General features: G+C 29.7%; 21 protein-coding genes, 1 pseudogene and 1 riboswitch. Of the genes and pseudogenes, 1 reads left to right on the top strand and 21 read right to left on the bottom strand.

Annotated features, from left to right (window positions below):
• Positions 1-3 precede the first annotated feature (3 nt).
• The 12 genes and pseudogenes from JW646_RS10370 to purE form a co-directional block, all read right to left on the bottom strand.
• The gene (locus JW646_RS10370; RefSeq protein WP_228415159.1) at positions 4-852 is read right to left on the bottom strand and encodes a hypothetical protein; all 849 of its coding nucleotides are present in this window, start codon (positions 850-852) and stop codon (positions 4-6) included.
• A complete protein-coding gene (locus JW646_RS10365; protein ID WP_148558441.1) occupies positions 815-1,399 on the bottom strand; it encodes an RNA polymerase sigma factor in 585 nt (194 codons plus the stop codon). The genes JW646_RS10370 and JW646_RS10365 overlap by 38 nt, the downstream gene beginning before the upstream one ends.
• Before the next feature lie 213 nt (positions 1,400-1,612).
• A pseudogene (locus tag JW646_RS10360) lies at positions 1,613-1,753 on the bottom strand (phosphoribosylformylglycinamidine synthase subunit PurQ); the annotation flags it as partial.
• Positions 1,754-1,761: 8 nt separating this feature from the next.
• Entirely contained in the window at positions 1,762-2,325 is a 564-nt protein-coding gene (locus tag JW646_RS10355; RefSeq protein ID WP_228415157.1) for a hypothetical protein, read from the bottom strand.
• 264 nt (positions 2,326-2,589) lie between these two features.
• Positions 2,590-6,378: a phosphoribosylformylglycinamidine synthase gene (locus tag JW646_RS10350; RefSeq protein WP_228415156.1), complete on the bottom strand. Its 3,789-nt coding sequence runs from the start codon at positions 6,376-6,378 to the stop codon at positions 2,590-2,592.
• 24 nt (positions 6,379-6,402) lie between these two features.
• On the bottom strand, positions 6,403-7,653 hold the full coding sequence (gene purD, locus JW646_RS10345; RefSeq protein WP_228415155.1) for a phosphoribosylamine--glycine ligase: 1,251 nt from the start codon (positions 7,651-7,653) through the stop codon (positions 6,403-6,405).
• A 12-nt stretch (positions 7,654-7,665) separates the two neighbouring features.
• Complete coding sequence (gene purH / locus JW646_RS10340; RefSeq protein ID WP_228415154.1) at positions 7,666-9,198, bottom strand: bifunctional phosphoribosylaminoimidazolecarboxamide formyltransferase/IMP cyclohydrolase; 1,533 nt, start codon at positions 9,196-9,198, stop codon at positions 7,666-7,668.
• A complete protein-coding gene (gene purN / locus JW646_RS10335) occupies positions 9,191-9,784 on the bottom strand; it encodes a phosphoribosylglycinamide formyltransferase (protein WP_148558451.1) in 594 nt (197 codons plus the stop codon). Before purN ends, purH begins: the two co-directional genes overlap by 8 nt.
• Positions 9,778-10,854: a phosphoribosylformylglycinamidine cyclo-ligase gene (gene purM, locus JW646_RS10330; RefSeq protein WP_228415153.1), complete on the bottom strand. Its 1,077-nt coding sequence runs from the start codon at positions 10,852-10,854 to the stop codon at positions 9,778-9,780. Before purM ends, purN begins: the two co-directional genes overlap by 7 nt.
• The gene (gene purF / locus JW646_RS10325) at positions 10,848-12,218 is read right to left on the bottom strand and encodes an amidophosphoribosyltransferase (protein ID WP_228109527.1); all 1,371 of its coding nucleotides are present in this window, start codon (positions 12,216-12,218) and stop codon (positions 10,848-10,850) included. The genes purM and purF overlap by 7 nt, the downstream gene beginning before the upstream one ends.
• A gap of 16 nt (positions 12,219-12,234) precedes the next feature.
• Complete coding sequence (purC, locus tag JW646_RS10320; RefSeq protein WP_148558454.1) at positions 12,235-12,930, bottom strand: phosphoribosylaminoimidazolesuccinocarboxamide synthase; 696 nt, start codon at positions 12,928-12,930, stop codon at positions 12,235-12,237.
• A gap of 5 nt (positions 12,931-12,935) precedes the next feature.
• Complete coding sequence (gene purE / locus JW646_RS10315) at positions 12,936-13,412, bottom strand: 5-(carboxyamino)imidazole ribonucleotide mutase (RefSeq protein WP_148558455.1); 477 nt, start codon at positions 13,410-13,412, stop codon at positions 12,936-12,938.
• 271 nt (positions 13,413-13,683) lie between these two features.
• Between purE and JW646_RS10310 the strand changes: the two genes are divergently transcribed.
• Positions 13,684-14,262: a hypothetical protein gene (locus JW646_RS10310; RefSeq protein WP_228415152.1), complete on the top strand. Its 579-nt coding sequence runs from the start codon at positions 13,684-13,686 to the stop codon at positions 14,260-14,262.
• Positions 14,263-14,306: 44 nt separating this feature from the next.
• Here JW646_RS10310 and JW646_RS10305 read toward each other — a convergent pair whose 3' ends face one another.
• The 9 genes from JW646_RS10305 to JW646_RS10265 form a co-directional block, all read right to left on the bottom strand.
• On the bottom strand, positions 14,307-15,632 hold the full coding sequence (locus JW646_RS10305) for an NCS2 family permease (protein WP_074920336.1): 1,326 nt from the start codon (positions 15,630-15,632) through the stop codon (positions 14,307-14,309).
• Positions 15,633-15,910: 278 nt separating this feature from the next.
• On the bottom strand, positions 15,911-16,939 hold the full coding sequence (locus JW646_RS10300; RefSeq protein ID WP_228415151.1) for a BMP family lipoprotein: 1,029 nt from the start codon (positions 16,937-16,939) through the stop codon (positions 15,911-15,913).
• 162 nt (positions 16,940-17,101) lie between these two features.
• Positions 17,102-18,634, bottom strand: a complete 1,533-nt coding sequence (gene guaA / locus JW646_RS10295) for a glutamine-hydrolyzing GMP synthase (protein WP_228415150.1) — start codon at positions 18,632-18,634, stop codon at positions 17,102-17,104.
• Positions 18,634-20,100, bottom strand: coding sequence for an IMP dehydrogenase (gene guaB / locus JW646_RS10290; protein WP_228415149.1), 1,467 nt, complete (start codon positions 20,098-20,100; stop codon positions 18,634-18,636). Before guaB ends, guaA begins: the two co-directional genes overlap by 1 nt.
• 163 nt (positions 20,101-20,263) lie before the next feature.
• Positions 20,264-20,365: riboswitch (purine riboswitch) on the bottom strand.
• A gap of 303 nt (positions 20,366-20,668) precedes the next feature.
• A complete protein-coding gene (larB, locus tag JW646_RS10285) occupies positions 20,669-21,412 on the bottom strand; it encodes a nickel pincer cofactor biosynthesis protein LarB (RefSeq protein WP_074920332.1) in 744 nt (247 codons plus the stop codon).
• 229 nt (positions 21,413-21,641) lie between these two features.
• The gene (gene groL, locus JW646_RS10280) at positions 21,642-23,267 is read right to left on the bottom strand and encodes a chaperonin GroEL (protein ID WP_074920331.1); all 1,626 of its coding nucleotides are present in this window, start codon (positions 23,265-23,267) and stop codon (positions 21,642-21,644) included.
• Positions 23,268-23,286: 19 nt separating this feature from the next.
• Positions 23,287-23,571: a co-chaperone GroES gene (locus tag JW646_RS10275; protein ID WP_039681375.1), complete on the bottom strand. Its 285-nt coding sequence runs from the start codon at positions 23,569-23,571 to the stop codon at positions 23,287-23,289.
• Between the two features lie 244 nt (positions 23,572-23,815).
• Positions 23,816-24,550 (bottom strand): ABC transporter ATP-binding protein, encoded by a 735-nt coding sequence (locus JW646_RS10270; protein ID WP_148558458.1) that lies wholly within the window; start codon positions 24,548-24,550, stop codon positions 23,816-23,818.
• Positions 24,550-25,332 (bottom strand): ABC transporter permease, encoded by a 783-nt coding sequence (locus JW646_RS10265; RefSeq protein WP_148558459.1) that lies wholly within the window; start codon positions 25,330-25,332, stop codon positions 24,550-24,552. The genes JW646_RS10270 and JW646_RS10265 overlap by 1 nt, the downstream gene beginning before the upstream one ends.
• Positions 25,333-25,790 lie beyond the last annotated feature (458 nt).

Below are 25,790 nucleotides of genomic sequence, written 5' to 3'. Positions count from 1 at the left end.
CCCCTAAAAATCAAATGTTTTAGTATCTATACTATTAATGCTTTTCTTATAAAATAATTTCATTGATGCTAGTGTAAATATTACTGATATACCTAAAATCATAAATGTATTAATATGAGTTATATCTGCTATTGTTTCATACACGCTAATGTTCATTACACCTAAAATCCATATTGATATACATAAAGCAATACTATTTATACCTCTGTAGAATGAAGTAACAATTAAAGATACTGATCCTACTAAGAATATAGGAATTAGCCATATGCTAATCATTTTTAGTAAATTTATTTGTGAGTAAACATTATTTAAAATAAGACTCATCATGATGCTTATTAATACAGAAACTACATTTATAATTATTAACCTTGAGAATACAATTTCTCTTAAAGAGTATTTGTAACTAAGTTCCAACTCCCACACATTTTCTTCTCTTCCTTTTATTATTTCAAAAATTCCAATCAATATTGGTATAGGTGCAATTATACTTGCACTTAAATATATACTTAAATTTAATCTTATTGTAGTTATAGTTCCTAAAAGAATTAGTAATAAGGATGCTATAAAATATACTTTACTGATTAAGCTAAACTGAAATTTTACTAAACTTATATTTTCTTTTATTCTATCTAAAAGATACTCCTGTACTTTAACATGTTGCACTTCTTCTTTTGGTATGTGCGATTTTAATACATCAATTGTTGAATCTATTTTTTCTTCATCAACCTTACTTACTACATAGCTGTCCAGAAAATCTTCTATATCCGCTAAATCTGCTTCCAATAATTCTTCAAATTGCTCATCTTCTATATTTTCACATCTTAGGTTGTAAATGTTTAGATTGTTCTTCACACATATCACCTCCAAGTAATTTTTTAAGATTTTTGATTCCATTGTAAAGCCTCGATTTTATTGTGTTTTCATTGTCTCCTGTTATAGTGCTTATCTCTTTTATTTTTAAATCATTATAGTACTTTAATAAAATAGCTTCTCTCTGAAGTTTTGGTAAATTTTCAACAGCTTCTTTTATTTTTATTGCTTCTTCTTTTTTAGAAATTATATCAATCACATTGGATTTATCTTCTATTTGATGATTCTCTATATCACAATTTTCACTTCTTTGTTTATATGTTTTGCTTTTAAAATAGTCTTTTGTTGTGTTTACTGCTATTTTTAATAACCAGTTTTTAAATTTACCACTGTCTAAATTATATTTATCTATGTTTTTCATCATTTTTATAAATACTTCTTGGGTTATGTCATAGGATGTATTGTAATCATTTGTGGTTCTGTATATATAGCTATGTACAAGGTCATAATGTCTCTTAACTAGTATTTCCATAGCACTTTCATTGCCTTTTAATATTTCTTTTATTAATTTTTCATCTGTTTGAGCCAAGTCATCATCCTCCTTTCACTTATATAACGAGTTGTATTTATAAAAAGTTTTGTTTTTTCTAAAATATATTTAAATTTCTATTTATTATTTTACTATAACAATCTTAGAAAAAACGAAATATTAAACTTATACAAAATAAAAGAGGAGTTAACTATTATAGGCTAAATACTATTTGTACTTATTCTATAATGGTTAACTCCCTATTACTTAATTTTATTTAAAACAGTTTACTCCAGATTCAAATATCTTTTGATCCTTTTCGCCTATTATATTTTTCATTACATGTTCGCCAATTCTTTCAGAGTGACCCATCTTACTAGATATTCTACCGTCCATACTAGTTATGGCTTCTAGTCTTTAATCTAAGATAATTTCTTTATTTTTAAAAATATAATTAAATCATTCTTATTATGATTACTCACTTTTTCACTTTTATCAATATTTACTCCTGATGTTGTATTACCTTTACCTCCTATACTATATGCCGCAATTACAATTGGTTTATTTAATTCTAGTTCTTTATTTTCATTTAAAGTTGTCATAGCAATACCTTCTTCACTAGCTTTTAGTAAATCTAAGCTTTTACTTTCATAGGTATTGTCTTCTATCAGTATATTAATAAAATCCTCTTCTAACATTTGATCATAATTTATTCCTAATTTTAAATTATTATCTTTATTTTCTACCATAGTTTTTAATAAATCATACTCTTTTACAAGCCTACCATATTCATATTCTTCAGCTTTATATTCTATTTCATATTTTCCTTTGTCTAAATTTTCAACTGAATAATTTATACCCATAGTTAAATTATCATCTTCTAGTTTATTTATGGTTATATTATCTTTACCTTGTGAAATATTACATCCTGTCATCATCATAATTAAGATTATTAGTCCTAAACAAATAGATATAAGTTTTTTCATTTTTACAATATCCTCCTATTATTTATATATAAAATTTATTAATGCAATACTAAATTCTTAAGTAAAGACTATCAGCAATTCCTTAGCACCGTCAATTGTTTTTATTCGTTTTCTAATATTCTATTAATTACTCTATTCTCAAAAACAGACATAGCAATTTAAGAAAAACAAAAATCAAATGAAGTTAAACATCTCCCCTAGAAAAATTACTAAATATATAAAAATGCACATAAAAGGAATCCTTCTATGTGCATTTATTAAATCCTATTTAAAATAGTTTACTCCAGATTCAAATATCTTTTGATCCTTTTCACCTATTATATTTTTCATTACATGTTCACCAATTCTTTCAGAGTGACCCATCTTACCAAATATTCTACCGTCCACACTAGTTATACCTTCTACTGCAAAGTATGAACCATTTGGATTGTATTCTATATGGTAAGTTGCTTCCCCGTTTAAGTCAACATATTGAGTTGCTATTTGACCATTTTCAAGTAATTGCTTAAATACTTCTTCATTGGCAACAAACTTACCTTCTCCATGAGATACTGCTACGTTGTGTATATCTCCCACTTCTGTTCCTGCTAGCCAAGGTGATTTATTAGAAGATATTCTAGTTCTTACAACTTTAGCTTGGTGACGACCTATGTTATTGTAAGTTAATGTAGGAGCATCTACTGAAGTCTCTCTTATTTCTCCATAAGGTACAAGTCCTAACTTGATTAATGCTTGGAATCCATTGCATACACCTAACATTAAACCATCTTGTTTAGTTAAGAAATCATTTAAAGCTTCTGCTATTTTAGGATTTCTAAATACAGTTGCTATAAATTTACCTGAACCATCTGGCTCATCACCAGCACTGAATCCTCCTGGTAACATTATTATTTGAGAAGTTTTTATTTCATTTACTATAGTTTCTATAGACTCTTCTATATCTTTATAAGTTAAGTTTTTAAATACTTTTACACTAGCTTTAGCTCCTGCTCTTTCGAAAGCTCTTGCTGAGTCATACTCGCAGTTTGTACCAGGGAATGCTGGTATAAATACTTTTGGAGTAGCTATTGAAGAAGCAGATTTTGCTCTTTCACCAGTTGTTACAAAGCTTATAGTTTCTATTTTGTCTTTAATTTCTTTAGATTTTGTTGGGAATATTGGTTCTAAAGTACTTTCGAAAGTTTTGTATAATTCATTTAAAGATATTCTTTCATCTTTAACTAATATACTTGGTCCTTCTAAAGTTTTTCCTACTATTCTATAGTTGTATCCATCTAATAAAGCTAAATCTTCTTCATTTATTTCTATTAACATGTTTCCATAAGCAGCGTTGAATATAGTACAAGGACATATATCTTCATCTGCTTTAAATCCTATTCTATTACCAAATGCCATTTTTGCTATAGCTTCACCTAGTCCACCATAACCTAAAGCATAAGATGCTAAAACTTTTTTATCTTGAATTAAAGTTCTTACTTTATCTAAGTTCCTTTTTAACTCATCAAAATCTAGTACATCATTTTCTAATTTATTAGTTATTAACTCAACTACTGTTGAATTAGCTTTCTTAAACTCAGGAGATACTACATACTCAGCATCTACTGTATCAACTGCAAATGAAACTAATGTTGGAGGTACATCTATGTCTTTGAACGTACCAGACATACTGTCTTTTCCTCCTATTGCAGGTATTTCTAATTTATTTTGAACATAGTATGCTCCAAGTAATGCAGCAAATGGTTTACCCCATCTAGTAGCATCTTTTCCTAATTTTTCGAAGTATTCTTGTAAAGTAAGTCTAGTTGTTTTATAATTTCCACCTATGGCAACTAATTTACAAACAGATTCTACTACTGCATATAAAGCCCCGTGGAATGGACTCCATTTTCCTATTTTAGGATTATATCCAAACGTCATTATAGTTGAAGTTGTTGTTTCTCCACCTAGTACTGGTATTTTTGCAACCATACCTTGTGCTGGAGTTGCTTGATATTTCCCTCCAAAAGGCATTAATACAGTGTTTCCACCTATTGTGTTGTCAAACTTTTCAACTAAACCTTTTTGTGAACATATATTTAAATCAGCTAAAGCTTCTTCGAATTTTTGTTTCATAGAGTTTGATTCACATGAAACATTACCTTTTGTAAAGAATGTTTCTTCTTCATTTACTTTGTTAACATGAATATCAGTTGTTTGTTTTATTCCGTTTGTATCTAAGAATTCTCTCTTTAAATTAACTATTGTTTGGTCTTTCCAAGTTAATCTTAAATATCCTGTGTCAGTTACTGTTGCAACATGAGTTGCTTCTAAGTTTTCTTCTCCTGCTAGTGCTATGAACTTTTCTTTGTTCGCTGGGTCTATTGCAACTGCCATTCTTTCTTGTGATTCAGATATGGCAAGTTCTGTTCCATCTAATCCATCGTATTTTTTAGGAACTAAGTCTAAGTTTATATCTAAACTGTCAGCTATTTCTCCTATAGCAACACTTACTCCACCTGCTCCAAAGTCGTTACATCTTTTTATCATCTGAGCAACTTCTTTATTTCTAAAGAATCTTTGGATTTTTCTTTCGTTAGGAGCATCACCTTTTTGAACTTCTGCTGAACAAGTTTTTATTGATTCTTCACTATGTTCTTTTGATGAACCAGTAGCTCCTCCACATCCATCTCTTCCTGTTTTTCCACCAAGAAGAACTATTATGTCTCCTGCAACTGGGCGAACTCTTACTACATTTTCTTTTGGCGCTGCAGCTATTACTGCTCCAACTTCCATTCTTTTTGCTACGAAATCTTCGTCATATACTTCAGCAACTTGACCAGTAGTCAAACCGATTTGGTTACCATAAGAACAGTATCCATTGGCAGCTTCTGTAGTTATTTTCTTTTGCATTAATTTACCTGGTAATGTATCTTCTAAAGATGTTCTAGGATCTGCACTACCTGTAACACGCATTGCTTGGTATACATAACTTCTTCCTGAAAGTGGATCTCTTATAGCTCCACCTAAACAAGTAGCAGCTCCACCAAATGGTTCTATTTCAGTTGGATGGTTATGAGTTTCGTTTTTGAACATTACTAAGTATTTTTCAGTTTTTCCATCCACATTAACATCGACGTTTATAGAACAAGCATTTATTTCTTCACTTTCATCTAAGTCTTCTAGCTTTCCTTCTTTTCTTAATTGTTTCATAGCTATAGTTGCTATATCCATTAAGCAAACATCTTTGTCTCTATCAACATAAACTGTACTTCTAGATTGTAAATACATATCATAAGCTTCTTTTATTATTCCATTGTATTTACCATCTTCTATTTTAACGTCTTCTATTTTAGTCATAAATGTAGTGTGTCTACAGTGATCAGACCAATAAGTATCAAGAACTTTTATTTCTGTTATAGTAGGATTTCTTCTTTCTTCATTTTTGAAGTAGTTTTGAACATGTTGCAAGTCAGCTAAAGTCATAGCTAACCCTTGATTATTTAAGAAGTTTTCTAATTCTTCACTTGAATAATCCACAAAACCATCCAATATTTCCACAGCTGTTGGTACTTCTACTTCCATTTCTAAAGTATTTGGTACCTTTAAATCAGCTTCTCTACTATCTACTGGATTTATGCAGTATGATTTTATTCTTGCGAAATCTTCATCACTGATATTTCCACTTAATATATACATTTTAGCTGTACTTATGTTAGGTCTTTTACCATCATTAACTATTTGTATACATTGAGCTGCCCAGTCTCCTCTTTGGTCGTATTGGCCTGGCAAGTATTCTATGGCAAATACTTTATCATTTTCATTTATGTCTTTTATTTCATCATAAGAAACTATATCTAAGTTAGTTTCTGAGAATATAGTCTTGGCTGCATTTTCAAAAACTTCTTCATTTAAATCTTCCACATCATATCTATTTAAAACTCTTATATTTTCTATTGTGTTTATGTGTAAACTCTCTATTAAATCCTTTTTTAAACTTTGAGCTTCTAAGTCAAATCCTGGTCTTTTTTCAACTAAAACTCTTCTTACAGTCCTTTGTAAATCCATAGTGTTCATTAACATTCCTCCAAATCCGAAAATTTATTTCCATATATCTTTTCTATAATGCATTCCTTCAAAGTTTATTTTTTTAATATTTTCATAAACTTTATCAGATGCTTCTTTAAGGGAACTTCCTTTTGCAGTTATTCCTATTACCCTTCCACCGTTTGTTACTATGTTTTCTTTATCAAACTTAGTTCCACTGTGGAATACAACTATATCTGAATCTAAATTTTCAAGCCCTGTTATTACTTTGCCTTTTTCATAAGCTTCAGGATATCCTCCTGAAGTAAGCATTACACATATTGCTTGTTCCTTTGAGTAACTTATTTCTATATTTTTAAGATTGTTATCTATGATTGCTGTCATTATTTTATTTAAATCAGTATTTAGTCTACATAGTACTGACTGAGTTTCTGGATCCCCAAATCTTACATTGTATTCTAAAACTTTAGGCCCTTCTTCAGTTATCATCAGACCCACGAATAAAATACCTTTGTAATCTAAGTTATCTTTTTTAAATCCCTCTAAAGTTTTATCAAGGATTTTTTCTTGTATTTCTCGTGCTAATTCATCTGTATATATTTCACTTGGCGAGAATGTTCCCATTCCACCTGTATTTAAACCAGTTTCCCCTTCAAACACTTTCTTGTGGTCTTTTGCACTTACCATAGGAACTATAGAATTGTTGTCTACAAAAGCAAGTATGGAAGTTTCCACTCCAGTTAAAAATTCTTCTATAACTATTTTATCTCCAGCATGACCAAACTTGTGGTCAGCCATCATTTCTTTTAACGTTGATATAGCATCTTCTCTATTTTCTGGAATAACAACACCTTTACCAGCTGCCAATCCATCTGCTTTTATAACTACTGGATATCCAAATTCATCTATTTCAGCTATTGCTTTATTTAAATCTGTATATTCTTTATATTTTGCAGTAGGAAGGTTGTGTCTTATCATAAAATCTTTAGAGAAAGCCTTACTTCCTTCTAATCTGGCACAGTTTTTATTTGGTCCAAATACTTTTAGATTTTCTTTTTCAAACTCATCTACAATACCTGCCACAAGAGGTACCTCTGGCCCTACTATAGTTAAGTCTATTTTATTTTCTTTAGCAAATTGTAGTAAGGCTTCTATATCACAATCTTCTATGTTTACACACTGAGCTACATTAGATATTCCCGCATTACCTGGTGCACAGTATATTTTTTCTACGTTAGATTCATTACTTAACTTCCAGCAAATAGCGTGTTCTCTTCCGCCACCACCAACAACTAAAATTTTCATCCTTTATACCTCCTAGTGTTTGAAGTGTCTTATTCCTGTAAACACCATTGTCATCTCAAATTTATTACAAGCATCTATAGAGTCTTGATCTTTCATTGATCCTCCTGGTTGAACTATTGCTTTTATTCCTACTTCCTTTGCAAGAGTTACACAGTCATCAAATGGGAAGAATGCATCTGAAGCAAGTATTGCGCCTTCAAAGTTTTTATCTTGGTTATTTTCTATTGCATTTTTTAGTGCCCATATTCTTGATGTTTGACCACATCCTAAAGCTAAAGTTTCTCCGTCTTTTACTATAGCTATGGCATTTGATTTCATATTTTTAACTACTTTCATTCCAAATTCCATATCAGATAATTGCTCTTTAGTTGGTTCAACAGCTGTTACTGTTTCATATTTTGATGCTAAAGTAGTATTTTTATCTTGAATTAATAATTTTCCATCTAAGTATTTCATATCGTAAGGTTGTAAGCTGTCTTCTAACTTAGCTAATTTTAAAACTCTTAAGTTTTTCTTTTTTCTTAAGATTTCTAATGCCTCTTCTGTAAAATCATAAGCTACAACTATTTCTAAGAATATTTCATTTAGTTTCTTGGCAGTTTGTGCATCTATAGTTGATGTTATTCCTAGAATTCCTCCAAATATAGAAACTTTATCTGCTTCGTAACATTTTGTATAAGCTTCGTAGGCATCTTTTCCAAGACCTACACCACATGGGTTAGTATGTTTAATTGCTACTGAAACTACTCCTTCGCTGTCTTTAAATTCTCTCATTAATTCTAAACAACCATGTAAATCATTTATATTATTGAAAGATAATTCTTTTCCGTTTAATTGTTCAAAGTTTAATATTGGGTTTTTAGCGTTAGGTTGGCTATATAAAACACCATTTTGATGTGGATTTTCCCCATATCTTAATGTTTGTTCTTTTTGGAAAGTTAAATTTAATATTTCTGGATATTCATCTTTAACTTCTCCTGCAAAGTAACTCGATATAAGAGCATCGTATCTACCTGTTGTAGAGAATGCTTTGTAAGCTAATTTTTTTCTATCTTCTAAAGTTAAAGAATCATTTCTTAATTTTTCTATTATCATAGAGTAGTCATTTACATCTACTATTACTGCCACGTCTTTATAATTTTTAGCAGCAGAACGTATCATAGATGGTCCACCTATATCTATATTTTCTATCATTTCTTCATGAGATTTTCCTGCTTTTAAAGTTCCTTCAAAATCATATAAATTTACAACTACTAAATCTATTGGATTTATGTTGTGTTCGTTTACAGTTGCCACATGATTTTCGTTATCTCTTTTATATAAAATTCCACCATGTATATATGGATTTAAAGTTTTTACTCTTCCATCTAATATTTCTGGGAATTTAGTTACTTCATCTATTTGTATAGCTTTTACACCTTTTTCTTTTAACATTTTAAAAGTATTTCCTGTAGATATTACTTCATATCCTAATTTATTTAATTCTGTACAAAACTCCACTACTCCAGTTTTATCAGTTACACTTACTAATGCTCTTTTAATCATTTATATAAACCCTCCTACCTTGAACAGTTAGTTTATTTTCACAAAACATTGCTATACTTTTCGCAAGTATTTCATGTTCTACGTCTAGTACCCTTGCTGCTAATTTTTTTACATCATCATCTTGCTTAACTTCTACTGTTTTTTGCATAATTATTGGACCTGTGTCTGCCCCTTCATCAACAAAGTGAACTGTTGCTCCAGTAACTTTTGCTCCATAATCAATTACACCTTGGTGAACTTTCTCTCCATAATACCCCTTACCACAAAAAGCTGGGATTAATGACGGATGAATATTTATTATTCTATTTTTATACTCATTTACCAACTTCGGACTGATTATTTTCAAATAACCAGCCAAAACTACTAATTCTACTTTATTTTCTTTTAATATCTCAATTATTTTGTCTTCTTTATTTTCAAAAACAGCTTTTATATTATGATTTTTAGCTCTTTGAAGTCCGAAAGCTTCTGATTTGTTAGAGATGACTACCTCTACTTTGCCATTTATAGTTTTATTTTCACAATTATCTATAACAGCCTGTAAATTAGTCCCTCCCCCAGAAATTAAAACACCTATTTTTACCATAGTTTCACACCTTCATGATCATCTACAACTTCGCCTATGATATAAGCTTTGTCTTTCATTAATTCAGTGTATTTTTCATCTATTTCCACTTCATTTTGTAAATTGTTATTATTGATGTAATTAACAACATCCTGAGCTTCATTTTTATCAACTACTAAAACTAAACCTACACCCATGTTAAAAGATTTATGAAGTTCTCTTTTATCAACCATATCAAGCTTTTCTACCATTTCGAATATAGGTGGTTTTTCCCAAGAATCAGTTTTTATATTTAATCCTAATCCTTCTGGTATAACCCTAGTTATATTTTCTATTACTCCACCACCAGTGATGTGAGCTATAGCTTTTATATTTTGTTTTTCAATTAAATCTAAAACTAATTTAACATATATTTTTGTTGGAGTTAAAAGGGCTTCACCCAAAGTCATTCCTAACTCTTCTTTATAATCATTTAAGTCCCATTTTAAAGTATCTAAAAATATCTTTCTTATAAATGAGAATCCATTACTGTGTACTCCACTTGATGATATTCCTATTAACACATCACCTTTTTTAACATCTTTTCCACATACTATTTTTTCTTTGTCTGCTATACCAACAGCAAATCCTGCTAAATCATATTCATCTTCAGTGTACATTCCTGGCATTTCAGCAGTTTCCCCACCTATTAATGCACATCCTGACATTTTACACCCATTAGCAACGCCTTCAACTATTTTGTCTATATGTTCAGGAACTAACTTTCCTATTGCTATATAGTCTAAAAATAACAATGGCTTAGCACCTTGGCAAATTAAGTCATTTACACTCATAGCAACTAAGTCTATACCTACTGTGTCATGTTTATCCATCATTTGAGCTAGTTTAAGCTTTGTTCCAACACCGTCTGTTGCAGCAAGTAAAACTGGTTCTTTCATAGTTAAAAAGTCTTTTAAACTATATAATCCACTGAAATTTCCTAAGTCACCTATTACGTTCTTATCATAAGTTCCTTTAATTTTATTTTTTATTAAGCTTACAGCTCTATTTCCTTCATCTATATTTACACCTGATTGTTCATAAGTTAGCATGATGTTGCTTCCCCCTTGTCTATTTTCTTAACTGGATAATCTCCATCAAAACAAGCTTTGCAGAAATTAAATGGTTCATCAACTGCATCTAGCATTCCTTCTATATCTAAAAATTTTAAAGAATCACATCCTATATGCTCTATCATTTCTTCCACAGTTTTATTCGATGCTATGAGTTTAGATCTGTTTGGTGTATCTATTCCGTAATAGCAAGAATATTTAACTGGAGGTGATGTTATCCTCAAATGTATTTCTTTTGCTCCAGCTTCTCTAAGTGATTTTACTAATAATCTAGATGTTGTTCCTCTAACTATGGAGTCATCTACTAAAACTATTGATTTTCCTTTTATAACCCTTGATAAAGGGTTAAGCTTTATTTTAACACCTAGTTCTCTTTCTTCTTGAGTAGGTTTTATAAATGTTCTTCCTACGTATCTATTTTTTACTAAGGCTTCAGCGACTGGTATTTTACTAGCATTTGCATATCCTATTGCGCCTGGCCACCCTGAGTCTGGAACTGGAACTACCATGTCTGCATTTATTATGTCATCTTGTGCTAGTATTTCTCCTGACTTAACTCTAAATTCATAAGCATTTACATTATCTATAGTTGCATCATTTCTAGCAAAGTAAATATGTTCAAATATACAACTTTTTTTCATTGATTTATAATTTTCACTGAAATTATACGATTTTAATTCTCCGTCCTTTATTACTACTATTTCCCCTGGCTCCACGTCTCTGATTACTTCTCCACCTAATATATCTATGGCACAATTTTCTGATGCAAAAATATATTGGTCATCTTTTTTACCTAAAATTAAAGGTCTAAATCCAAATGGATCTCTAACTCCTATTAATTCTTCATCGCTCATAATCACAAGTGAATATGCTCCTTTTATATAGTCCATTGTAAGTTTTAAACTTTCTACTATATTCCCCTTATAATACCTAGCAAGAATATAAAGGATTACTTCTGTATCAGAATTACTTGTAAACATATATCCATCTTCTTCAAGCATATCTTTTAATGTTTGAGCGTTTACTAAGTTTCCATTATGTGCTAATGCAAGTCTTCTTTTTCTTACACTCCCTACTAAGGGCTGGCAATTAGCAAAAGCACTACCACCTGCTGTTGAGTATCTAACATGAGCTATACCCATATTACCTTGTAATTGTTCTAATTTTTTAGGTGTAAAAACATCACCTACAAGTCCCATATCTTTGTAATAGTTTATTTCTTTTCCATCGGATACTGCCATTCCACAACTTTCTTGCCCTCTATGTTGTATAGAATATAACGAATAATATAACTGCTTTGATATGTTTTTATCTTTAGAGTAAATCCCTACAACTCCGCACATATGAAATCCTCCTAAATTATTTATTTAACCTTGCTAAAACTTCTTCATAACCTTCAACTAAGTCTCCAAGATCTCTTCTAAATCTGTCTTTGTCTAACTTTTCATTAGTATTTACATCCCAAAGTCTGCAAGTATCAGGAGAAATTTCATCTGCTAATATTACTTTCCCATTTACATCTTTTCCGAACTCAAGTTTGAAATCTACTAATTTTAAATCCATTTTTAAGAAGAATTTTTTCATTATTTCATTTATTTTTAAAGTTTGAGTTCTTAAGAAATCTATCTCTTCTCTAGTCGCTAATTTCAATGCAACTGCATGATCATCATTTAGTAGTGGATCTCCAAAGTCATCGTTTTTGTATGACATTTCAAATATAGGTGTGTCTAATACTATTCCTTCTTCTACCCCGTATCTTTTACAGAATGAACCTGCTGTAATATTTCTTACTATTACTTCTAGAGGTAATATTTCCACTTTTTTAACTAACATCTCTCTATCAGATAAGCTTTTTACAAAATGAGATTCTATTCCTTCTTTTGCTAACTCTTCAAACATTATTGTTGATATTTTATTATTTAATATTCCTTTTGAAGCTATTTCTGCTTTTTTCTCTCCATTAAATGCTGTAGCATCATCTTTGTAGTAAACTACAAACTCATTTTCATTTTCTGTAGTAAATATTTGTTTTGCTTTTCCTTCATATAATAACATGTTAATTACCCCCTTAAATTTTCATCATCATTTAAAACTTTTTCTGCCATTTCTTTTCTATATAATTTCAAATCCTCTTTTAACTTCGGATATTTTATACTCATTATTTGCATTGCCATTAGCACTGCGTTTAAGCCAGAGTCAATTGTAACAGTGGCTACTGGTATTCCACTTGGCATTTGTACCATTGATAAAAGTGAATCTAATCCATCCATTGTAGATGATTTTATTGGTAATCCTACTACTGGAATTAATGTATTTGCTGCTATTACTCCTGGTAAATGCGCTGCTTTTCCTGCTGCTGCGATTATTACGTCAACTTCATTGTCTATTCCTTGTATAAACTCTTCTAACTCCCTAGGTGTTCTATGAGCCGACAAAACACGAACAATAACCTCAACACTATATTTTTCTAACAATTTTATTCCTTCTTCTAATTTAGGGTAATCCGACTTAGACCCCATAACCACCGCTACTTTCATTATGATCCTCCTTAATTATTAATTGTGAATACTTTTCACAATCCATTATTATATACGAACTATTATATGTTAATAGTATAATAATATTAATATTTTATCAATAGAATTTCATATTTTTATTAATATTTTTTTAAAAATATATGTTATATGTCGAATTATTAATTTATTTTTTTAAAAATAGTACATAAATACTTTACTTTTATAACCATAGTATGCACATATGCTATAATAATTAAAGATATATTCACAATAAAAAGGAGGTTTCTTAAATATGATAAATATAGATAATTGTAATATAATTTTTTCAAATAAATTAATAAAAGAGTATTCTAGTTTAAATCATAGATTCAAATCATTAGATGACATTTATATAAATGCCAAAGTCACACTTTACGAAAACATTCATAAAGAAAAAGTTCTTTTTCAAAAGAACATTTCTAGAAATACTCTAATAACATTTTTTGTTTCGTGTAAAGCTTTAATAAATAACACATTAAAATATTTTTTGATGGGCATGAAAATGGAAGTATTCAGCGAGTTTATAGAAAGTAACGAAATTTGCCAACTACTAGATAATATGTCTGATGAAGAGTTTGACAAAAAATATAAGGAATTATTTAATACAGTTTTTATAGAATTTAATTTAAGTGCATTTAATAGGGGACATATAAATTTAAGATCTTCTGAACTTTTAACTAGTTTATATGGAAATATAGATAATATTGCACAGGACTATGAAATTGAAGATATGCTTAAATTTATAAATCTATTAGAAGAAGATTTGGAGACTGAAGATGAATTTATAGAATTGAATAAATTGAAAAATCACTTAAATAATATAAAAAAATAAGCCTAGAAAAATATATCTAGGCTTATTTCTGTAATATTAAATTTTTATCCTAAAAGCACAAATTTTATAATGAACAAGATTGATAAAATTATCATAGACAAATTTACTTCATCTTTTCTATTTGTAGCTAATTTTAATAATGTATAAGATAATATTCCGAATATTATCCCGTCTCCAATACTATTTGTAAGTGGCATAAATGAGAAAGTTATAAATGCTGGTATTGCATTTGTAAAATCCGAAAAATCAATTTTGTTAAGTGATCCTGCCATCATTACACCAACTATTATTAATACAGCAGAAGTAGCTTGTGTCGGTATTGCAACAAATAAAGGAGCAAATAATAGAGATAAAATGAATAGCAATCCTGTTGTTATAGCAGTCAAACCAGTTCTTCCACCTTCTCCTATTCCTGATGCACTTTCTATAAATGAAGTTACAGTTGATGTTCCAAGTAAAGCTCCTGTAGTTGTTCCTATAGCATCAGCTAAAAGAGCCTCTCTAGCTTTTGGTATATTACCATTTTCATCTAAAAGATTTCCTTTTTCAGCAACACCTACTAAACACCCTACTGTATCAAATAAATCAACAAATAATAGTGTAAATACTATTATTACCATATTTAAACTAAATATTTCATCAGGATTTACTGAGAATGCTTGTAAGAATACTGGCTTTAAAGAAGGTATGCTAAATGACATTATACCCTCTGGTAGACCTACTAATTTAAGCCCCATTCCTATAACAGATATTACTACTATAGAAATTAATAATGCACCTTTTTTGTTTTTAGCAACTAATACTCCTGTTACTAATAATCCGAATAATGTTAATATAACTAATGGATCGTGTAGATTTCCCAAACTACCATCAACTATTATACTTGCATTTTTTAATCCTATATAAGCTATAAATAAACCAACCCCCGCTGTTACAGCGTACTTTAAGTTTGTTGGTATACATTCAATTATTTTTTCTCTTAAGTTTGTTACTGTAAGCAAAATAAATATAAGTCCTTCTATAAATACTGCCATAAGAGCAAATTGCCATGAATATCCCATTTGTAAAACTATGGTATTAGCAAAGAATACATTTAGTCCCATACCTGGCGCTAATGCTATTGGGTAATTTGCTAAAAATCCCATAAAGAAAGTTGCTATTGCTGCTGATAAAGCTGTTGCAACAAATACTGCTCCTTGATCCATTCCTGTAGCCGAAAGTATAGATGGATTAACTACTAATATATATGCCATTGTCATAAATGTAGTAATTCCTGCCATTACTTCCGTTTTTGTATCTGTATTATTTTCTTCTAATTTAAAAACTTTCTGTAGTAAATTTTCTTTTTTTGCTTTTGATGTCATTTCCATAATTATCATCACCCTATTTCATATATTATATTTTATTAATGTTCCATACATATCTTATTTTTAACTCGAAATAAGATTTATTGTTCGTGTTTTATAAGTACAATAATAGAATAACATCTCACATATTTTCTGTCAATATACATTTTCGATTTTTACGAACATTTTTTTATTTTTTATATCATTTTATAGTTCTTTATGCATTAAATACGAACTTTCTATCAAGCCATATGTGATTTTACACAAAAAAAGATAAGAAGTTAAAACTTCTTATCTCTTTTTTAGTCTAATTTGTCAAGTTCTTCTTTTGTATTTGGAACTTTTATTTCTCCATTTTTAACTTTGTCTGCCATAGCATTTACATAGTCTAGCACATCTTTAGGCACTAAATTCTTCGTAGATTCAGGTATACCAACACCATCTTCTTTCAATCCATATACTTTAGCTTCTCCACCAGTTAGTTTTCCATTTTTAAATGCTTTCACTGTATCATATACACCAACATTTACTTTTTTCAAAGCCGATGTTAAAACATTTTTTGGTGCTAAGTCACTTTGATCTTTATCTACGCCAATTGCGTATTTATTTTGTTCTTTAGCTGATTCTATAGCTCCTACACCTGTTCCTCCTGCTGCTGAAAGAATTATATCTACACCATTCGAGTACATTTGGTTCGCTATAGATTTACCTTTTGCTGCATCTGCAAAAGTTCCAGCAAATTGAACTTTTACATCTGCATCATCATTAGCTTTTTCTACACCATATTCATATCCATATAAAAATCTATATATAATTGAATTTTCCATTCCGCCTATAAAGCCTACTTTATTAGTTTTTGTCATTTTTCCTGCTATTAGACCTGCTAAAAAAGTAGCTTCATTTTCTTTAAATAATATAGGTGTTATATTTTTTGGTATTGTATCATAAGTTTCATCTATTATAGCAAAACTTAAATCCGGATAATTCTCTGCCTGAGTTTTAATATCCTCTACCATAGTGTTACCAACACCTATAATTAAATCCATTCCATCGTCAGCTAAAGCTTCTATATTTCCAATATACTCGGAAGCTTGTTTTGATTCTATTACTTTTACTTCTACTCCTAATTCTTTCTGCGCTTTTTGTAATCCTTCCCATGCACTTTGGTTAAAAGACTCGTCATTTATACCACCTACATCGGCAACCATTCCTACTTTTATAGCTTTAGTATCCTTTGTTTCTGTGTTGTTTTTTTTACCTGTGCACCCTACTACACTCATTGAACCTATTATCACTGCTGAAGTTAATGCCACAATTTTTTTATAATTCATATTATTCCTCCTGTCATTTTAATAATTCTGTATGTATCTATGTTTTATAAAGTTTCGGCATTCATAATATTATTATTTCAATAATTTCATAAATTAATTACAAAAACCAAAAAAATAAAAAAATGACAAACAACAATAAGTTATTTGTCATTTCTATTTACATTATTCCCACTCAATTGTTCCTGGTGGTTTCGAAGTTATATCATAAACTACTCTGTTTGCTCCATCAACTTCATTTACTATTCTATTTGATATCTTTTCTAAAACATCATATGGCATTTTATACCAGTCAGAAGTCATTCCATCAGAAGATGTTACTGCTCTTAAACCTACTAAGTAAGCATAAGTTCTTTCATCTCCCATAACTCCTACAGTTTTTACATCTGGTAATGTAGCAAATGCTTGCCATATTTCTTTGTATAAACCTGCTTTTTTAAGCTCTTCCATATATATAGCATCAGCTTCTCTTAAGATGTCACATCTTTCTTTTGTAACTTCGCCGATAACTCTTATTCCAAGTCCTGGCCCTGGGAATGGATGTCTGAATATTAATCCTTCTTCTATTCCAAGTTCTAAACCTATTTTTCTAACTTCATCTTTGAATAATTCTCTTAATGGTTCTACTATTTGGAATTCTATATCTTCAGGTATTCCACCAACATTGTGATGAGATTTTATTGTAGCAGCTTCTCCATGTCCACTTTCTACAACGTCTGGATATATAGTTCCTTGTGCTAAGAAATCCATCTTCCCAAGTTTATTTGATTCTTCTTCAAATACTCTTATGAACTCTTCACCTATTATTTTTCTCTTAGATTCTGGTTCTGTTACACCTTTTAATTTACCTAAGAATCTATCTTCACAGTTAACTCTTATTAAGTTCATATCAAACTTATCTCTGAATATTCTTTCTACATCATCACCTTCATTTTTTCTAAGTAATCCATGGTCAACGAATACACAAGTTAAGTTATCTCCTATAGCCTTATGAACAAGTACTGCCGCAACTGATGAATCAACTCCACCACTTAAAGCACATAATACTTTTTTATCACCTATTGTTTCTTTTAACTCTTTTATTTTATCATTTATAAATGAATCTGTAGTCCAGTCACCACTTACTTCACAAACATTGTATAAGAAGTTTTTAAGTATTTTATCTCCTTCTAAACAATGTTCAACCTCTGGATGGAACTGTACTCCATAAAGATTTTTTTCTTTGTTTTCTACTGCTGCAACAGGACAATCCGTTGTATAAGCTATTACTTCAAATCCTTCTGCTATAGTATCAACTAAATCTGTATGACTCATCCAAACTGTATTAGTTGACATTCCTTCAAATAATTTTGATTCTTTGTATGTTATAGCTGTTTTCCCATACTCTTTTTCAGATGTATTACCTTTTCTAACAACACCACCTAAAACATGTGACATTATTTGATGTCCGTAACATATGCCAAGTATCGGAACTCCTATTTCAAATATTTCTTTTGATATTGTTGGAGAATCTGCTAAGTATGCACTATTAGGTCCTCCTGTAAATATTATCCCCTTTGGATTTTTAGCTTTTATAGTTTCTATATCTGTAGTATATGGTATTATCTCGCAATATACGTTATTTTCTCTTACTCTTCTTGCTATTAACTGATTATATTGACCTCCAAAGTCAACAACTAATACTAATTCATGTTTCATTACATCACATCTCCTTGTGTACTATAGTTTGGTGATTCTTTTGTTATTGTTATATCGTGTGGATGACTTTCTTTTAGAGAAGCTGCTGTTATTTTTACAAATTGAGCTGTTTCTTGTAAGTCTTTTATTGTAGGTGCTCCGCAGTAACCCATTCCCGATCTTAAACCACCTATCATCTGATAAGCTATCTCTTCCGCTTTTCCTTTATAAGGAACCATTCCTTCTACACCTTCTGGAACTAATTTTTTAGCACCATCTTGGAAATATCTATCTTTTGATCCATCTTCCATAGCCGCTATAGAACCCATTCCTCTATATGCTTTGTATGATCTTCCTCTGTAAAGAACTGTTTCTCCTGGACTCTCATCAGTTCCTGCAAATAAAGATCCCATCATACAAACATTTGCTCCCGCAGCTAAAGCTTTAACTACATCACCAGAGTATTTAATACCACCGTCCGCTATTACTGGTACTCCATATTTTTTAGCAATTTCTGCACAGTCCATAACTGCTGTTACTTGTGGAACCCCTATACCAGCAACTACTCTTGTAGTACATATAGATCCTGGTCCCATACCTATTTTCACACAGTCAGCTCCAGCTTTTATTAAGTCTTCACAACCTTGAGCTGTAGCAACATTTCCTGCTATTACTTGTAAATCTGGATATACTGATTTTATTTTTTGTACAGCTTCTATAACACCTTTTGAGTGTCCATGTGCACTATCTAAAACTATAGCATCTACTTTTGCTTCATATAACGCTTTTACTCTATCTAATACATCTCCTGTTATACCAACTGCTGCACCACATAAAAGTCTCCCCTTTTTATCTTTTGCAGAGTTTGGATATTGGATTTTCTTTTCTATATCTTTTATTGTTATTAAACCTTTTAAATGATTCTCTTCGTCTACTATTGGTAATTTTTCGATTTTATGTTGTTTAAGAATTTGTTCAGCTTCTTCTAAAGTAACCCCTTCTCTAGCTGTTACTAGATTATCTTTAGTCATAGCATCTTCTATTTTTTTAGACATATCTTTTTCAAACTTAATATCTCTGTTTGTTATTATTCCAATAAGTTTTTTATCTTCATCTATTATTGGAACCCCTGATATTCTAAATTTTCCCATTATATTGTCAGCATCTTGAATTGTATGGTCTTTTGTTAAGTAAAATGGATCCACAATTACTCCACTTTCGCTTCTCTTTACTCTATCTACTTCTGAAGCTTGCTCTGCAATAGACATATTTTTATGAATTATACCCATACCACCTTGTCTTGCCATAGATATCGCCATTTTTGACTCTGTAACAGTATCCATACCAGCACTCATTAAAGGTATATTTAATTGTATTGTCTTAGTTAAGTATGTTTGTGTATTTATCTCTTTTGGTAATATTTCAGATCTTTGAGGTATTAATAAAACATCATCAAAAGTTAATCCTTCTTTTATTATTGTAGCCATACTAGTCTCCTTTCAATTTAACCCACTTTATATTTGAACATTTAATTTTTTATAAAAAAAAACCTGTATAGTTTCCATCTTTTACTGAAAAAGTGAAATCACTATACAGGTTTGAATATATGACTTAAAACTGCCTATTATTAAGCAGCTAATATATTCAAATATATATAATAATTTCACTCATAGTCAAGATTTTTACGGTTTCTCGGTAGAAACTCTCAGACCATATTTCTGAGTATATACGAGTGATTTTATTTTAAAAATTTTCGTTATTCGCCTTATGTTTGAATAATAATTTACCAAAATAATTCGCTTGTGTCAACAAATTTTTACGATTTTCTTCATTAGCTATTATATTTGTTACCATATAAGCTTATTTAATTAATATATTGGAATTAATTACTATAATTATTTACATAAGAAATTATATTTTTACTTTATTTAATTTACTATTATAAAATAGTTACTTAATTTTCATATTAATAAAAGCTTATTTTATATTAGAATCTTTTATATAAAATTTATTTTCCCATATAGATTTTACATATTTAAATAATAATAATAATTCTTATTTTAATTTGTTAATAGTAGATGCCAAATACCCCGCTCCAAATCCATTATCTATATTTACTACAGATATGCCTGAAGCACAACTATTTAACATAGCTAAAAGTGGAGCTAGTCCATCAAAGTTTGCTCCATATCCCACTGATGTAGGCACCGCTATAACCGGTACATCTACTAGACCTCCTACTACACTAGGAAGAGCACCTTCCATACCCGCTACTGCCACAATTACTCTAGCATTTTCAATCATATGCCTATTAGATAATAATCTATGAATGCCAGCTACTCCTACGTCATATAATCTTTCCACTTTATTTCCACAGAATACAGCTGTATAGTATGCTTCATCTGCCACAGGAATGTCAGATGTGCCTCCTGTAACAATTAAAATAGTTCCCTTACCTTGATCTTTTATTTCTTCATTTTTAATTCTTAATATTTTTGATAATTCATCATATTCTGCATTAGGATATAGTTTAATAATTTTATCATAAGTAGTCTTTTCACATCTTGTTCCAAGAATATTACTACCTTTTTCGTTCATTCTTTCTATAATTCCTAAAATATGATCATCACTTTTCCCCTTACAATATATTACTTCTGGATATCCATTTCTTATACTTCTATGATGGTCAATATGAGCATATCCTATATCTTCAAAAGGCAAATCTTTTAATTTCCCTAAAGCATCTTCTATTTCTATGTTGCTATTTTTAACATCATTTAATAATTTTTTTAAGTCCATAATTCCCCTCTTCTGCTCTTATTTTATTTATATATAATTATACCTTAATATTTTATTTAAAACACGACTATTTATGAATTAAGACTTTTTAATTCTATAACTTACCAACAATATAACTCAAACTATGAATTTTCTTAAATGTAAAAAACAGTTATATTATCTTTTCTAAAAGGTATATTTGTAATCAAAAAGAGAGAACTCTACGAGTTCCCCCTTTGTTTAAATTTTATTACATCATTCCTGGCATTCCTGCTCCCATAGGTGCAGCTTTATCCTCTTTTTCCGGAATATCTGCTACAGCAGCTTCTGTTGTTAAGAACACTCCTGCTATAGATGCTGCGTTTTGAAGAGCACTTCTAGTAACCTTAGTTGGATCAACTATACCAGATTCTATCATATTTACATATTTTTCATTTAATGCATCAAATCCTATTTCAGGATCTTCTGCTATAACATTTTGAACTATTACTGCACCTTCAAGACCTGCATTTATAGCTATTTGTCTTAATGGTTCCTCTAATGATTTTCTTACTATTTTAGCTCCTAGTTGTTCTTCTCCTTCAAGAGTTTCAATTAATTTATCTAAAACAGGTATTGTACTAACTAATGCCGTACCACCACCAGCAACTATACCTTCTTCAACAGCAGCTCTAGTTGCATTTAAAGCATCTTCTATTCTTAATTTCTTCTCTTTCATCTCTACTTCTGTAGCTGCACCAACTTTAACTACTGCAACTCCACCAGATAACTTAGCTAATCTTTCTAATAATTTTTCTTTATCAAAATCAGAAGTTGTAACTTCTACTAAATGTTTTATTTGATTAACTCTATTTTGTATATCTTCTTTTGTTCCATGACCACCAACTATAGTAGTGCTATCTTTTACTACTTTAACTGAAGAAGCTCTTCCTAATAAATCTAAATCCGCTTCTTTTAAATCATATCCAACTTCTTCTGATATTACAACACCACCAGTAAGAATAGCTATATCTTGAAGCATTTCTTTTCTTCTATCGCCAAATCCTGGAGCTTTAACTGCAACAATTTCACAAACTCCTCTTAATTTATTAAGAACTAGTGTAGATAATGCTTCACCTTCTACATCTTCTGCTATTATTAATAATCTCTTACCTTGTTCAACTATTTTATTTAAGATAGGAAGTAATTCTTGTATGTTAGATATCTTCTTGTCAGTTATTAATATATAAGGATCATTTAAAACTGCTTCCATTTTGTCTACATCTGTAACCATGTATGCAGAAACGAATCCCCTGTCAAATTGCATACCTTCAACAGTTTCTAGTTCTGTATTCATAGTCTTAGATTCCTCTACAGTTATAACGCCTTCTTTTCCTACTACCTTCATAGCCTGAGCTATTAATTCACCTATTTCATCATCTCCTGAAGACACTGCACCAACTTGAGCTATTTCCTCTTGAGTTTCTATTGTTCTTGATTGTTTCTTTAGTTCTTCAACTGAAACTTCTACTGCTTTTTGTATACCTTTTCTAAGTATTATTGGATTGGTTCCAGCAGTAACATTTTTTAAACCTTCTCTTATTATTGCTTGTGCTAAAACTGTAGCAGTAGTTGTACCATCTCCTGCCACATCATTAGTCTTAGTTGCAACTTGCTTAACAAGCTGTGCACCCATATTTTCAAATCTATCTTCTAATTCTATTTCTTTTGCTATAGTAACACCATCATTTGTTATTAGAGGTACTCCAAACATTTTGTCCAATATAACATTTCTTCCCTTTGGTCCAAGAGTCACCTTAACTGTATCAGCTAATTTGTTTACACCAGTTTCTAATGCTTTTCTTGTATCTTGCGCAAATCTAATATCCTTTGCCATCTTCATACCCTCCTAATTTTTACTCAATAACAGCTAATATATCGCTTTGTCTTAAAATTATGTATTCTTCTGAGTCTATTTTGACTTCATTGCCTGCATATTTTGAGTATATTACTTTATCTCCAACTTCAACTTCCATTTTGACTTCGTTTCCATCTACAAAGCCTCCTGGCCCAACTTCAATAACTTGTGCCATTTGTGGTTGTTCTTTTGCTGAACCTGGTAAAATAATACCACTTGCAGTTTTTTCTTCTGCTTCAACTTTTTTGATTACTACTCTGTCTGCTAAAGGTCTTATTTTCATAATTTATCCCTCCTAAAATAGAATTATATTATTAAATTTAGTTATTATTATTATTTTTATCACTCTATATCTTAGAGTGCTAACAAGATAATAATAAACCATTTTCATAAAATTTTCAACTTATTTTTGAACCTTTATTTCTATATAAATATTTATCATTAAACTTTGTTTTTATACCATATTATTTTATATTTTATGATATAAAAAAAGTTTACACCTTTCATATTAGAAAGGGTAAACTTAGTTACTTCATAAATTCTGTATACTGATCAAGAACTTCTTTAGGTTCTCCCATCATTTTGATCACACCATCGTGCATCCACATTACAGTATCACAAAGCTCATTTAAAGTAGATATGTTATGAGAAACTATAACTACCGTTCTTTTTCTATCAGAAATAAGACTCTTCATTTTTGCATAACTTTTCTTTTTAAATTTTTGATCTCCTACACTTAAGACTTCATCAATAAGCATTATGTCTGTTTCTAATATGGCCGTAATAGAAAATGCTAGTTTTGAAAACATACCACTAGAATATGTTTTTACAGGCATATCTATAAATTGTCCAAGTTCTGCAAACTCTATTATATCATCCATTTTACTTTTTATTTCTTCTTCAGAAAATCCAAGTAGCATCCCAGATAACATAATATTTTCTCTTCCTGATAAACTTTTATTAAATCCAACACCTATGGATAATAGTGATACTGATTTATTATGTAAATTAATTGTTCCTTCATCTGGAGAAAATATTCCAGCTAATGCTTTTAGCATAGTAGATTTACCACTTCCATTTTTACCTATTATTCCCAATATATGACCTTCCTCAACTTTAAAAGACACATCATTTACTGCTTTAAATTTCTTCACATCTACTTTTTTTAGTTTTAATAAATTTCTTTTTATTGAGTAAGCTTTTAAACTTTTATATGTAATACTTAAATCATTCACTTCTATGGCTATTGATTTTTCTGACATTATATCACCTTCACATAACTATTTTCGTTTTTGTAAATTGTTTTTACTCCTATTAAGGATATTATTATTCCTATAATCATCCAAAGTAGCAATAATTTCCTTGATGGAGTTTCTCCATATAACAAGCATTTTCTTAATGAGGATAGTATAAATGCTATTGGATTACATTTTAATAATATATCTGAATAGGGAGAATCAATTCGAGATTCTATTGAATAGAAAATCCCAGTCATATAAAATACTGCTCTTAATACAATGTTTACTACATTAGACAAATCTTCTACAAATACACCAAAATGTAATAATATAGTCATAAAAGCAAAATTAATTATTAAAAGAGTCATCATTATGGGTATAAAGTACAATACATTTGGTGTTATTTCAACCTTACTTATAATCATCATAATAATTACAATTCCCAGTGAAATACACATTTTGAACCCATTTACACACATTTTTGAAAGTATAAGTATAAATTTAGGTATATATACTTTAGAGACTATCGCCTTATTTTTCTTAACCATTGTAATGCTTTGTTTCATATTTCTATTAAAGAAATCCCAGGCTGTTATACCAACAAATATAAACACTAAAAAATGTTCTTCTTTAGAATTAAATACAACGCCAAATATAAAAGCATAAATCATCATAAAACACAAAGGTTCCAACACCCACCAAACCCAGTTTAGATATGAATTTGATACTTCTGCTTTAAGTTCTGATTTAGCTGAATAAATAGTATAATTATAATATTTTTTAACATCATTAATAAACCTACCCATATTTTTTCTCTCCTCTAATAAATATATCTTTCTCTAAATTCCTTTTTGATAATTCTTTAAATCATTATAAATTCTTTTACAACTATTATGATCACTAAATTTAAATAAATCATTAGCTCTTTTTATATAGCGATTCCATTTTACAATTTTATTTCATATATATAAATAATTCATCAAATAAGCAACTATTATTATAACATATTTTCCCAAAATCTACCTTATTATATGAAAATCCACTTTCTTCATAGCATCATAATAACTCTGGATTTCGATAATAAAATATAGAGTTTTTCATCTATGCAAAATTCAACTAGTACTTGATAGTTTCTTTCATTTAAACCCTACTCCGTAGGTATTTTCTTATAATTAACTTTTGTTGCAAGTATTGTTCATCTATTCTCTTTTTTCATATTTTTCAATTTGGAAAATTAATTTATTACACATTTTAAATCACTCTG

Origin of the sequence: Terrisporobacter hibernicus, assembly GCF_020809405.1 — a bacterium.
Lineage (GTDB): Bacteria > Bacillota > Clostridia > Peptostreptococcales > Peptostreptococcaceae > Terrisporobacter > Terrisporobacter petrolearius.
This window is presented reverse-complemented; position numbering and strand designations above follow the sequence as displayed.

What these genes read in the sequence shown, in the direction of transcription:
- JW646_RS10355 (WP_228415157.1), bottom strand. Translation starts at nt 2,325, where the DNA reads ATGAAAAAACTTATATCTATTTGTTTAGGACTAATAATCTTAATTATG.
- JW646_RS10350 (WP_228415156.1), bottom strand. Translation starts at nt 6,378, where the DNA reads ATGAACACTATGGATTTACAAAGGACTGTAAGAAGAGTTTTAGTTGAA.
- purD (WP_228415155.1), bottom strand. Translation starts at nt 7,653, where the DNA reads ATGAAAATTTTAGTTGTTGGTGGTGGCGGAAGAGAACACGCTATTTGC.
- purH (WP_228415154.1), bottom strand. Translation starts at nt 9,198, where the DNA reads ATGATTAAAAGAGCATTAGTAAGTGTAACTGATAAAACTGGAGTAGTG.
- purN (WP_148558451.1), bottom strand. Translation starts at nt 9,784, where the DNA reads ATGGTAAAAATAGGTGTTTTAATTTCTGGGGGAGGGACTAATTTACAG.
- purM (WP_228415153.1), bottom strand. Translation starts at nt 10,854, where the DNA reads ATGCTAACTTATGAACAATCAGGTGTAAATATAGATGAAGGAAATAGA.
- purF (WP_228109527.1), bottom strand. Translation starts at nt 12,218, where the DNA reads ATGTGCGGAGTTGTAGGGATTTACTCTAAAGATAAAAACATATCAAAG.
- purC (WP_148558454.1), bottom strand. Translation starts at nt 12,930, where the DNA reads ATGTTATTATATGAAGGAAAAGCAAAACAAATATTTACTACAGAAAAT.
- purE (WP_148558455.1), bottom strand. Translation starts at nt 13,412, where the DNA reads ATGAAAGTAGCGGTGGTTATGGGGTCTAAGTCGGATTACCCTAAATTA.
- JW646_RS10310 (WP_228415152.1), top strand. Translation starts at nt 13,684, where the DNA reads ATGATAAATATAGATAATTGTAATATAATTTTTTCAAATAAATTAATA.
- JW646_RS10305 (WP_074920336.1), bottom strand. Translation starts at nt 15,632, where the DNA reads ATGGAAATGACATCAAAAGCAAAAAAAGAAAATTTACTACAGAAAGTT.
- JW646_RS10300 (WP_228415151.1), bottom strand. Translation starts at nt 16,939, where the DNA reads ATGAATTATAAAAAAATTGTGGCATTAACTTCAGCAGTGATAATAGGT.
- guaA (WP_228415150.1), bottom strand. Translation starts at nt 18,634, where the DNA reads ATGAAACATGAATTAGTATTAGTTGTTGACTTTGGAGGTCAATATAAT.
- guaB (WP_228415149.1), bottom strand. Translation starts at nt 20,100, where the DNA reads ATGGCTACAATAATAAAAGAAGGATTAACTTTTGATGATGTTTTATTA.
- larB (WP_074920332.1), bottom strand. Translation starts at nt 21,412, where the DNA reads ATGGACTTAAAAAAATTATTAAATGATGTTAAAAATAGCAACATAGAA.
- groL (WP_074920331.1), bottom strand. Translation starts at nt 23,267, where the DNA reads ATGGCAAAGGATATTAGATTTGCGCAAGATACAAGAAAAGCATTAGAA.
- JW646_RS10275 (WP_039681375.1), bottom strand. Translation starts at nt 23,571, where the DNA reads ATGAAAATAAGACCTTTAGCAGACAGAGTAGTAATCAAAAAAGTTGAA.
- JW646_RS10270 (WP_148558458.1), bottom strand. Translation starts at nt 24,550, where the DNA reads ATGTCAGAAAAATCAATAGCCATAGAAGTGAATGATTTAAGTATTACA.
- JW646_RS10265 (WP_148558459.1), bottom strand. Translation starts at nt 25,332, where the DNA reads ATGGGTAGGTTTATTAATGATGTTAAAAAATATTATAATTATACTATT.